Source organism: Deltaproteobacteria bacterium, assembly GCA_016213065.1.
In the GTDB taxonomy this organism is placed as follows: domain Bacteria; phylum UBA10199; class UBA10199; order SPLOWO2-01-44-7; family SPLOWO2-01-44-7; genus JACRBV01.
Genome location: JACRBV010000143.1, coordinates 1 through 10,391, shown reverse-complemented (window position 1 = coordinate 10,391; position 10,391 = coordinate 1). Strand labels below are relative to the sequence as shown.

General features: G+C 45.3%; 14 protein-coding genes. 1 reads left to right on the top strand and 13 read right to left on the bottom strand.

Annotated features, from left to right (window positions below; translation table 11 throughout):
• The coding region (locus HY877_08450) for a DUF4143 domain-containing protein (protein ID MBI5300301.1) at window positions 1-581 on the top strand (581 nt) is incomplete at its 5' end.
• Between the two features lie 6 nt (window positions 582-587).
• Here the strand turns inward: HY877_08450 and HY877_08445 are convergent.
• From HY877_08445 to HY877_08385, 13 genes are all read right to left on the bottom strand, one after another.
• Complete coding sequence (locus HY877_08445) at window positions 588-1,010, bottom strand: DUF86 domain-containing protein (GenBank protein MBI5300300.1); 423 nt, start codon at window positions 1,008-1,010, stop codon at window positions 588-590.
• 2 nt (window positions 1,011-1,012) lie between these two features.
• Window positions 1,013-1,465 (bottom strand): nucleotidyltransferase domain-containing protein, encoded by a 453-nt coding sequence (locus tag HY877_08440; protein ID MBI5300299.1) that lies wholly within the window; start codon window positions 1,463-1,465, stop codon window positions 1,013-1,015.
• 254 nt (window positions 1,466-1,719) lie between these two features.
• Entirely contained in the window at window positions 1,720-2,013 is a 294-nt protein-coding gene (locus tag HY877_08435; GenBank protein MBI5300298.1) for a hypothetical protein, read from the bottom strand.
• A complete protein-coding gene (locus HY877_08430) occupies window positions 1,995-2,198 on the bottom strand; it encodes a hypothetical protein (GenBank protein MBI5300297.1) in 204 nt (67 codons plus the stop codon). The genes HY877_08435 and HY877_08430 overlap by 19 nt, the downstream gene beginning before the upstream one ends.
• 112 nt (window positions 2,199-2,310) lie before the next feature.
• Window positions 2,311-3,066, bottom strand: coding sequence for a nucleotidyl transferase AbiEii/AbiGii toxin family protein (locus tag HY877_08425; protein ID MBI5300296.1), 756 nt, complete (start codon window positions 3,064-3,066; stop codon window positions 2,311-2,313).
• Window positions 3,063-3,665 (bottom strand): type IV toxin-antitoxin system AbiEi family antitoxin domain-containing protein, encoded by a 603-nt coding sequence (locus HY877_08420; protein ID MBI5300295.1) that lies wholly within the window; start codon window positions 3,663-3,665, stop codon window positions 3,063-3,065. The genes HY877_08425 and HY877_08420 overlap by 4 nt, the downstream gene beginning before the upstream one ends.
• 50 nt (window positions 3,666-3,715) lie before the next feature.
• Window positions 3,716-4,264: a Zn-ribbon domain-containing OB-fold protein gene (locus tag HY877_08415; GenBank protein ID MBI5300294.1), complete on the bottom strand. Its 549-nt coding sequence runs from the start codon at window positions 4,262-4,264 to the stop codon at window positions 3,716-3,718.
• Window positions 4,265-4,267: 3 nt separating this feature from the next.
• Window positions 4,268-4,627 carry a four helix bundle protein gene (locus HY877_08410; GenBank protein MBI5300293.1) on the bottom strand — a complete coding sequence of 120 codons (360 nt, stop codon included), beginning with the start codon at window positions 4,625-4,627 and terminating at the stop codon, window positions 4,268-4,270.
• Between the two features lie 31 nt (window positions 4,628-4,658).
• Window positions 4,659-5,978 carry a thiolase domain-containing protein gene (locus HY877_08405; GenBank protein ID MBI5300292.1) on the bottom strand — a complete coding sequence of 440 codons (1,320 nt, stop codon included), beginning with the start codon at window positions 5,976-5,978 and terminating at the stop codon, window positions 4,659-4,661.
• A gap of 84 nt (window positions 5,979-6,062) precedes the next feature.
• Complete coding sequence (locus HY877_08400; GenBank protein MBI5300291.1) at window positions 6,063-6,530, bottom strand: cobalamin B12-binding domain-containing protein; 468 nt, start codon at window positions 6,528-6,530, stop codon at window positions 6,063-6,065.
• Window positions 6,511-8,106, bottom strand: coding sequence for a methylmalonyl-CoA mutase family protein (locus HY877_08395; GenBank protein ID MBI5300290.1), 1,596 nt, complete (start codon window positions 8,104-8,106; stop codon window positions 6,511-6,513). The genes HY877_08400 and HY877_08395 overlap by 20 nt, the downstream gene beginning before the upstream one ends.
• Before the next feature lie 68 nt (window positions 8,107-8,174).
• Window positions 8,175-9,326, bottom strand: coding sequence for an acyl-CoA dehydrogenase (locus tag HY877_08390; protein MBI5300289.1), 1,152 nt, complete (start codon window positions 9,324-9,326; stop codon window positions 8,175-8,177).
• A gap of 261 nt (window positions 9,327-9,587) precedes the next feature.
• Window positions 9,588-10,391, bottom strand: an 804-nt coding sequence (locus HY877_08385; protein ID MBI5300288.1) for a 3-hydroxybutyryl-CoA dehydrogenase, incomplete at its 5' end; no start/stop codon positions are given.

Genomic DNA, 10,391 nt, shown 5'->3' with positions numbered 1-10,391 from the left:
TCAAAAAAGATATCCGTGATTTGGCCCTGATTCGGGATATTCACAAGTTCAACCAGCTTTTGGAAATTTTGGCATCCCAAAGTGGGCAACTGCTTAATGTCGCGGAGTTGTCAAACACCTGCGGGCTGGCAAAACAAACCATTGAACATTATCTGTTTTTGCTGGAGGCGACTTATATTCTCAAGCGGATTGTTCCCTACAGTAAAAATTTGCGGTCGGAACTTTTCAAAACACCGAAAGTTTTTTTCTATGACACAGGGTTAATGCAGATGTTTTGGTTCAAAGGATTGCAAAAGGAGATTTTGGGATCTGTTTTTGAGACGAGCGTTTTTTCCGAACTGGTAAAAAAATACGGGGTTGAAAATATTTCCTTTTGGCGAACCACAGACAAAAAGGAAATCGATTTTATTTTAAGGCAAAAGGAAACTGTTTTGCCCATCGAGGTAAAGTTGCAACTCGCCCAGTTTCAGCCCACAGCTATTCACTATTTTTCCAAAAAGTATTCTATCAAGAAGTACAAAGTTGTTTATCTAAAGGGAGAACCCAAGCACGACTGCGATATTGTCCCATGGCAATTGTGAATTATGCTAACGCAGGTAACGGGTTGCGGCTTTCAGAAAAGTTTCAAAATCAGATAAATCTTTTTTGAGAAAGTGGTGGATGCGTTTGTGATCAATGTCTTCATATAAATGAACAATCCGGTTGCGGAGGCCTACCATATTTAAAAATGCTGTTTCGCGGTGTTTGGGAAGAATTTTTGCATGGATTAAAATGGAAAAAATATCGCGGTATTCCAAAGGGTCCCCCAACCCCTCTTCCGCAATAATATGAGAACCAATATCCAACATGGCCTGAATGGATATCTGAAGAAAACGCTCCGCAACCGCCGTATTAATACTGTCTTTGGTATATTCCGTATAAGACATGTCACCGAATAATTTGAGTTGTTTGAGATTTTTACGAATCCGATTTATTTTGGACTGCAAAGATTCTTTATCAAGGGGTGACATGTTTAAGCCTTTCCTGAAATTGCCCGACTTGCCTGTTCAAAAAAAGATTTTCTTAGATATTGGGTGGCAAGATAGCGCTGGATGGTAAGAAAACGAAATTGTTTAAAAATTTTGCTGTTACGCGCATATAACAACTTGCCCGTATGAATTACCTGCATGCAAATCACAGGAGCCCCCGTGTTGAGTATTGCCAAATCAATATCCTCACGCCCAAGCAGTGACTCCAATCTGGACCAAATATCGGAAATATTTTTAAAATTATATTTGTCGTTGCGAAACAAAACGGCGATATCGACATCACTGAGCGGTTTCATTTTGTCTTTGGCCAAAGAACCAAACAAAAAAACAAGCTCAACCGGCTGGCGTTTAAAAAATCGTTTTAACGCGGGGAGGAGTTTGTCTACTTGTTTCAAGCGGATCTTCGGAGGTTCTGTAAGTGTTGTAATAAACCGCATAAGTATCTGCGATTTAACACAATAACCAGAAAGTAGCGACTACATTTTGGCAAGAAAAATAAAAGTCAACTTTTTACGTATAAAAGTAATCTTTTATATTAGCCAGTTTGTCGGCTCATTTCCTTATTGTGATTACTCCGTCTGGTTCACTAATTTGGCCATATTGCCAATCTACCGAAACAGGCATCGGCGGGTTTAAAGTTTGCGGTAAATGTCGGAGCGGTGGCGAACGCGAAAAATCTGGATTTCATGTTTTAAATCGTTTTTCCAGTATCGAGTGAGCAAAGCGAACGTGAGGGGGAGGTTCCGCCGGCTTTGCCGGTGGAGGGGGCGACGCAAGCCCCTACAAATAGAACTCTGTAATCACCGATTCGAAATTTACACAGTCCTCTCAAATCATCCGGCATTCCTTTTAAGGGATGATGGATGACGTTTTCGGCATGGTTTGCCAGCCACTGAACGCGGCGGAAAATTGTTTCCCGGATAGTTGGTGTGAGATTATCAATGTTTTTTTCGGCGGAGCGAAGAATCAGGGCTTGATATTCCATTTTTTGGCCAGTTCTGAAAGGGGTCTTCCCTTTCCCTGATCTGCTTCAGTTTTGATGCGACGTAGCTCCTCAATAAAATCGGCATCATGCGATATCAACCAATCTTCCAAATCTTCTTTGGAATCAGCCGATTCAAAAACACTCATGGGTATTTGAATGATTTTTTCGTGGGATGCCCGTGTCATGTGTAAAAGGCTAACAGATTTGATACCACTTACCAAGAACCACCTTATGCCGGCACGAAATAGACGTCTGTGGGTTTAACCAAAAAGTAGCGGCTACATTTTGGTCAATATATCATCCGGTTTGTCGGTTCATTTCCGCTTTGAGGGCTCTTACAAAATCACGAATAATGGCTTGTTGGTTCGTCGGCAAAAAAGCGCCAAGTTCGCCGCGAAAATCAATTTTTATTGCATCCTTGATAATTTTATCTTTCATTTCAGAAAGCCGTTTTTTTTGATCGGGAGAAAGCATACCTTTGCGCATCAGAAAATAAAGATCATAGAAGTCGCGCGGTTTCTTGCGTTCCCGAAGGGCGCCAAAAACTTTCTCCTCCACGAGTTTGTTTTGCGGCAGGTGAACGACGGTATAGGTTGGCGTAAAATCACTTGCCACATTGTCCACTTCGCCCTGCCTGTTTCTGCCTTTGCGCGTTGAGACGTTGATTTCTACACTCACCGGCGGGTACTCAGACATTTTAAAGGTTGCCATGCCAAAATATCCTCCAGATGTAGCATATGATTTTGCCCCTACTTCAACTTTTATTCCCACCAACTCCATCTTTGCGAGAACGGCGACAAACAATTCTTCAACAAAAGTTTTCACATGATTTTGCGATACCCCAAAAAGGGAAAAATCCAAATCCTCGGAGAAACGCGGACTGCCATAAACAACACGGAGTGCCGTGCCACCTTTAAAAAGCAATTTTTCCGCTTCCGGAAATCGGTACAGTTCTCCCAAAAACATATGCTGAAAGTACTCGCGCACGATATTTGGGAATACCCCCGTTTGAAACTTTCGCGCCAATTTTTCAAGTGTTTCAAGGGTGATCATGATTTTAATGTGGTTTTTATAATGTTCAAAAGTTTCAGGTTGCCGAATAATTTCGCATATCGCAGGGCTTTTCTCGGATTGATTTTTTCTTTGCGAAAACGGGAAAGCGGTTTTAGACCGTCAAGCAGGCGGAAATAATTTGCGTCAACGAAGGCTTTTTCCGCATCGGCAATATAGAAACCCGTCCCTTTTTGCTTTTGGACATCATAACCGGTGTAGGCCATTTTTTTTATTTTGCGATAGGAAAAAATTTTCCCCAATGTTTCAAACCGGCGGGTGGCCATGGTGGTTACGGAAGTGATTTCATACACTGTCTCCGGAATGACTCCGTGATAGGACAGCGCAAATTCAAGCGATAAATAAGATGGGCTATAAAGCCGGTTCGCCACATAAAGGTCTGATGGCAGTGCATCCGGAAAAGCATAGAGTCCACGCTTCACCTGCAGGATAAACCCCTGTTTCTTGTATCGATGAAGCAACGAGGCCAAAGCGGAGTCAGATACCCCAAAAAGTGCGCGGATATCCGTTGCACCAAAAAGACAAAGTCCTTTCGATTTTATTCTTGAGGCAAAAACTGTCTGGTTCACTAATTTGGCCATATTGCCAATCTACCGAAACAGACATAAAATGTCAACAGGCTTAAGAAGTATCACGCCGGCACGAAATACACGTCTGTGGGTTTGAATTCGGATTTGCGGCGGAATTTGGCTTTTACTTTCATGCCCACCCATTTGAGGTTTGCTTCGGCCGGGTCTAGTCCGATTAGTCGGCTTAACATTAAAGTATTGGCCCCTTCGAATTCGATGAGTCCCAATACAAAAGGAGTTTCGTGCAAAAAGGATTCGGCGCCAAAATGGCACACGGTGAAAGAATGCACTTTCCCCTCTTGCGGAAGTTCAATCCAGTCGCAAGGGGCGCCGCATTCCATGCACGCCAATTTTGGTGTAGCGAAAACATAGGAACAGCGGGTGCATTTTGTCCCTAGAAGTTTTTTGTTCGAGAGGCCCGCAAACCACGGAGAATCTTGACCATAGGAATGAATATAATCGACCGAATACGGTTGCTTAATAATGATGGGGGTCAAATCTTTGAGCGATTCGATATTTTTTGGAAACGGTACATTATAGAGAACCGTTCCTTCGGTGGTTTCTTTGATACGTGGTTCTTGGTTCTTAGTTCTTGGTTCTTGGTTCGCCATAATTTACCTCACGGTTTGATAAAAACTGTTGATCATTCGACCCAATTTTTCAATAGCTTCCAAAAAATTGGCCGCCTTTTCTTTTGTAAGATATGATTGTTGTATTGAAAACAACATCTGAGTTTCCAATTCAGCCAAGGATCCTCTGGCAATCAATAAAAATCTTTTTAAGTCCCCTCCGGATTTTCTGCAAAATCCTTCCGCAATATTGGAAGGAACGGATAAACAGGCACGCCGCATTTGTGCTGTAAGTCCATACAATTCCTCTTTTGGAAAAGAAGCAGTTAGCGTATACGTTGTGCCACATAACTCCATGCCTTTTTTCCATATATTCAAATCTTTAAAATTATCTATTCCCATCATAACAATCCAACCAAGAACCAAGAACCAAGAACTAAGAACCAAGAACTTTTTCCAAAATGGAAACGGTTACGTACGTTCCCGTTCCGGCGTGTGAGTGGATCAAACCTTTTTTTGCGTTTTTGATCTGCAATGTTGGGTCTTTAAAATGTTTTGCCACCGTGTTGCTTAATTGCCAATAACCAAACACCGCCTGCATGAGACCCGTGGCGCCAACAGGATGCCCGCATGCGATCAATCCGCCCGAGGGGTTGACTGGACAAACCGGTTTTTCTTTGAGCGGAATTCCGTAATCAATGCCGGACATAAATGTTTTTCCGGAAGCGGCGAGCGCCCCACCTTCTCCGTACCTGCAGAGTCCCAAATCTTCATAGGTTTGAATTTCGGAAGAGGTATACGCATCATGCAATTCGACAAAGTCCAGTTCCTGCAGGGGATCGTTTATGCCCGCATGTTTGTACGCCTGAATGGCGGCGCATCTTCCCGCGCGGAAAGAGTGAATGCCCGGGTATTCCAAATTTTTGTAATCGGATTCTTTTTCAAAAGAGAGAAGCGGGACTTTTTTGCGGGGGCGGTCCGACATACGCATGGCATCGGTGCCGCAACCGATACCGGTGACTTTTACTTTCGGAAGTGTTTTGCCCGCCGCTTTTTCCAGACGTTGAACCCCCTCTTCCGATGCCAACACCACCGCCGCCGCACCATCGCTCATCACGCAAATATCGAGACGGGTTAAAGGCCATGCGACCATCTCTGATTTGCGCACATCGGCAATCGTCAACTTCTGCCGCTTTTGGGCGTAAGGGTTGTGATAGGCATTGCGATGATTTTTAACGGAGATGTGGGCTAACTGTTCCACGGTTGTTCCAAATTCCTGCATGTGGCGCACCACCATCATGGCGTAGTAGCCGGAATAAAAACCGCCGACCGGAAAATCAAAACTGACATCCGAAGCGAGCGCGATAAATTCATTCCCTTTCCATGTCTCCACATGGCTCATTGTTTCAAAACCGTAGACCATGCAGACATCCATGTAACCGGAGGCGATATTTCTCCAACCAGCCTGAAAGCTAAGTCCTCCCGTGGCACCGCCGCCTTCCACGCGGTGGGAAGGTTTGGGACAAAGGCCCAGATAATCCTGCACCATAATTCCCGACATCAATTGTCTTTGGAAATGATCGGAAAAATAAGAAGCTACCGAGCCATCTACCAGAGGAAGAAATTTGGGATATTCTAGCCCTAAATCTTCAACCGCGTAAACAACCGCTTCGCGCACGATGGCTTGGAAAGTTTTGTCGGGTCTTGCTTTGGCAAATTTTGAAACTCCGCCCGCTACCAGATAAACATCTTTCATTTTTTATCTCCTTTTAGTGTGCCTCTAAAAACCCATGAAAATACAATTTGTCATTCTGAGCGAAGCGAAGAATCCACTTTGTCATCAAGTAGATCCTTCACTTCGTTCAGGATGACAATCGGGGTTTTTAGAGGTGCCTTTTACATTTTTGTGGACCCAGTCGACAACGGTTTGGGTTTTTGTTCCCGGCTGAAATAGTATGGCGACTCCCATTTTCTTCAACGCCGCAAGATCGGATTCCGGAATGATGCCGCCGCCAAAAACCGTAATATCTTCCGCTCCTTTTTCTTTCAAAAGTTCCAGCACGCGTTTGAAAAGAACATTATGGGCCCCCGATAAAATGGAAAGCCCGATTGCGTCAACATCTTCCTGAATGGCGGCGGAGACAATCATCTCCGGCGTCTGATGCAAGCCTGTATAGATGACCTCAAAGCCCGCGTCTCGGAGTGCCCGCGCAATGACCTTCACTCCGCGGTCATGTCCATCCAGTCCGGGTTTGCCGATTAAAATGCGAATGCGTCTTTTAGAAGATTTAGAAAATTCCCGGGTCATAATATTCTCCAAAAACACTTTTTAATGTGGATATCATTTCGTTCAATGTGCAGTAAGCGCGTGCGCAATCACACAGAGGATACATGATATTTTTATTTTCTTCGGCCGCTTTTTTAAGCTCCTCCAACGCGTCTGATACTTTTGTATGAGATCTTTTTTTGCGTACCTCCGCGAGACGGCGTGACTGACGGTCCCTAATTTCATCCGAGATTTTTAAAGTTTCGATGGGAGGTTCTTTTTCGAGTTTGAATTCATTCACACCGACGACGATTTTTTCTTTTTTCTCGACTTGCATTTGGTATTTGTAACTCGCGTTGGCAATTTCTTTTTGCGGGTATCCCAGCTTCACCGCCTGAACCATTCCACCCAAGTCGTCAATTTTTTGAATATAAGCGAGCGCCTCTTTTTCCATTTGACTCGTGAGGGATTCAACAAAATAGGAACCCGCCAAAGGGTCCGCCGTGTTGATCACGCCCGATTCATGAGCAAGGATTTGTTGCGTGCGAAGAGCGGTCATCGCCGCCTGTTCGGTTGGCAATGCGAGCGTTTCATCCCACGCGTTAGTGTGAAGAGACTGTGTCCCTCCCAAAACGGCGGCCAACGCTTGAACGGTGGTGCGCACAACATTATTATAAGGTTGCTGAGCGGTGAGAGAGCAACCGGCGGTTTGTGTATGAAAGCGAAGCATCAGCGAGCGAGATTTTTTTGCGTGGAAACGTTCCTTCATAATTTTCGCCCAAATTCTGCGCGCGGCCCGGAATTTCGCAATCTCTTCAAAAAAATCGCTGTGGGCATCAAAAAAGAAAGAGAGCCGTTGCGAAAAACCATCAACATCCATTCCCCTCTCGATGCAGGCCTGAACATAAGCAATTCCATCGGCCAATGTGAAAGCCAACTCCTGTACCGCTGTGGAACCCGCTTCGCGAATGTGATAGCCGCTGATGGAAACCGTATTCCATTTCGGAACTTCCTTCGTGCAAAATTCAATCATGTCGACCACGACGCGTATGGAAGGATCGGGGGGAAAGGCATACGAATTTTGTGCGATGAATTCTTTAAGAAGATCATTTTGAATGGTGCCACCCACTTTGTCCCAACTCACTCCCTCTTTTTCGGCAACGACGAGATACATGGCGAGGAGCACCGACGCGGGACCGTTGATGGTCATCGAAGTGGTAACTTGATCGAGCGGAATACCGTTGAAGATCACTTCCATATCGGCAAGACTGGAAACCGAAACACCGCATTTGCCAACCTCTCCAACGGACCGCTCCTGATCGGCGTCGTAGCCCATCAACGTTGGAAAATCGAATGCGACGGAGAGACCTGTTTGTCCGTGCTCCAATAAAAATTTGTAACGTTTGTTGGTTTCTTCCGGAGTGCCAAAGCCTGAAAACTGGCGCATGGTCCAGAGCCGGCCGCGGTACATTGTTTCATGAAGACCGCGCGTATAGGGAAAATGCCCGGGGTCATTCAAATCTTTTTCATAATTCAAATGGGAAATGTCGTCGGGTTTATAAAGTTGCTTAATGGGGACCGAAGAGAGGGTGGTAAATTTGTCGCTGTGTTCTTTCATGGGTTATTGGTACTTGGTTCTTGGTTCTTGGTACCAAGAACTAAGAACCAAGAACTAAGTACTAAGTACTAAGAACTTATCTCCCTCAACACCTCTCTGGCAATCACGAGGCGTTGGATTTCACTGGTGCCTTCATAAATTTCGGTGATCTTGGCATCGCGAAAGTGGCGTTCCACGGGATATTCGCGCATGTAACCGTAACCGCCAAGCACCTGCACCGCGTCTTTGGTGACGGAGGTGGCGGCTTCGGAAGCAAAAAGTTTTGCCATGGCGGCTTCTTTTGTGAAGGGTAATCCTTTGTCGCGGAGCCATGCCGCGCGCCAGATCAGCAAGCGAGCGGCATCGAGTGATACGGCCATGTCGGCCAATTTTTGTTGGATCAATTGAAAATGAGAAATGGTTTGACCGAAGGCTTCTCTTTCGGTGGCATACTTGCGTGCGAAATCATACGCCGCGCGCCCGATTCCCAGCGCCTGTGTGGCAATACCTACGCGTCCGCTATCCAGTGTGTTCATGGCAATTCTGAAACCCTCGCCGTCCTGACCGAGACGATTGGCCGCGGGCACTTCGCAATCTCCCAATATAATGGAAGATGTGGAGGAACCGCGGATGCCGAGTTTCTTTTCCACTTTTCCCACCGAATAACCTTTGAAATTTTTCTCAACGAGAAAAGCGGTAATCCCCTTATGACGTTTTGATTTGTCCAGCGTTGCGAAGAGTATCATGGCGTCGGCATGAGGGCCGTTCGTGATAAAATTTTTGGTTCCATTTAAAATATATTTGTCCCCTTTGACCGTGGCCGTGGTGATAAGAGCCGCCGCATCAGAACCGGAAACTGGCTCTGATAAGGCATAGGCCCCGAGTTTTTTCCCCTGAGCAAAATCCGGAATATGTTTTTTCTTCTGTTCTTCCGTTCCAAATTTGAGAATGGGACCAATGTAGAGAGAATTGTTGACGGACATGGTCACGGCGGTGGAGGCGCAAGCGGCCGAAATTTCTTCGAGCACCAAAACATACGAGAGCATATCGAGACCGGAACCGCCGAATTCCTGAGGACACATCATCCCCATGAATCCAACCTCGGCCATTTTTTTGATATTCTCCGTCGGAAATTCCGCTTTTTCATCGAGCGCTGATGCCTTCGGTGCAATCTCTGTGTCGCAAAAATCCTTCGCCATCTGGCGAATCATTGTGTGTTCTTCATTTAATTGAAAGTCCATGTAACCTCTCTGTCATTGAGAACAATTAGAACACATCTCATAAATGACTGTCATCCTGAACCCTTCGCCACCATTGTCATCCTGAGCAAAGCGAAGGATCTCCATTTGGCTCAGTGTAAACTCCGTGAAGGATCTACTTGCTAAACAATTGGATTCTTCGCGGAGTTTACCCTGAGCCCGAGCAGATTCTTCGCTTCGCTCAGAATGACAAAGCAAAGGGCTCAGAATGACAGCCTCCGTAAACAGCTTATGAGATAGGCTCTATGTATATTTATAAAATCCTTCGCCTGATTTTCTTCCGAGTTTTCCCTCTTCCACATATTTTCGAAGCAGTGGGCACGGTTTGAATTTGTCCTGTTTCAAACCTTTGTGCATGACTTCCATAATAAAAAGACAGGTGTCGAGTCCCACAAAATCGGCGAGTGTTAAGGGACCCATCGGAAAATTACAACTAATCTTCATCGCCAAATCAATCTCTTCCTTGCTGGCCAGCCCTTCTTGCAGACAATAGACCGCTTCGTTAAGCATTGGAATTAAAATGCGGTTGACCACAAAACCCGGACTGTCTTTCACCGTGACTGGTGTTTTGCCAAGTTTCTTTGTCAGCTCAAGGGTCGCTTGATGCGTGGTATCGGAAGTTTGTTCTCCGCGAATTATTTCCACACACTCCATCAAAGGAACCGGATTCATGAAATGCATACCAATCACTTTGTCCGGACGTTTCGTCACTTCCGCCAACAGAGCAATGGGAACTGACGAAGTGTTCGTCGCCAAAATCACAGTAGGTGCAAGCAGTTGGTCCAACTCCCGAAAAATTTTTTTCTTCAAGTCGGGATTTTCGGTAACCGCTTCAATGCAGAAATCGGAATTTTTTAGATTGGCGAACTGGGTGGTGATATTCAAATTTTTAATCGATTTTTCAACTTCGGCTTCGGTCAATTTTCCTTTTGCGGCCAGCTTCTTTAGAGACTTCTCAGTGTTCTCGCGGGCTTTTTTAAGTTGGTCGTTAGCAATATCAAAGAGACAGACTTCAAATCCGCTCATGGCGCAAACTTGCGCAATGCC

Coding starts and splice junctions, on each gene's coding strand:
- HY877_08445 (MBI5300300.1), bottom strand. CDS start 1,010: ATGTCACCCCTTGATAAAGAATCTTTGCAGTCCAAAATAAATCGGATT.
- HY877_08440 (MBI5300299.1), bottom strand. CDS start 1,465: ATGCGGTTTATTACAACACTTACAGAACCTCCGAAGATCCGCTTGAAA.
- HY877_08435 (MBI5300298.1), bottom strand. CDS start 2,013: ATGGAATATCAAGCCCTGATTCTTCGCTCCGCCGAAAAAAACATTGAT.
- HY877_08430 (MBI5300297.1), bottom strand. CDS start 2,198: ATGACACGGGCATCCCACGAAAAAATCATTCAAATACCCATGAGTGTT.
- HY877_08425 (MBI5300296.1), bottom strand. CDS start 3,066: ATGATCACCCTTGAAACACTTGAAAAATTGGCGCGAAAGTTTCAAACG.
- HY877_08420 (MBI5300295.1), bottom strand. CDS start 3,665: ATGGCCAAATTAGTGAACCAGACAGTTTTTGCCTCAAGAATAAAATCG.
- HY877_08415 (MBI5300294.1), bottom strand. CDS start 4,264: ATGGCGAACCAAGAACCAAGAACTAAGAACCAAGAACCACGTATCAAA.
- HY877_08410 (MBI5300293.1), bottom strand. CDS start 4,627: ATGATGGGAATAGATAATTTTAAAGATTTGAATATATGGAAAAAAGGC.
- HY877_08405 (MBI5300292.1), bottom strand. CDS start 5,978: ATGAAAGATGTTTATCTGGTAGCGGGCGGAGTTTCAAAATTTGCCAAA.
- HY877_08400 (MBI5300291.1), bottom strand. CDS start 6,530: ATGACCCGGGAATTTTCTAAATCTTCTAAAAGACGCATTCGCATTTTA.
- HY877_08395 (MBI5300290.1), bottom strand. CDS start 8,106: ATGAAAGAACACAGCGACAAATTTACCACCCTCTCTTCGGTCCCCATT.
- HY877_08390 (MBI5300289.1), bottom strand. CDS start 9,326: ATGGACTTTCAATTAAATGAAGAACACACAATGATTCGCCAGATGGCG.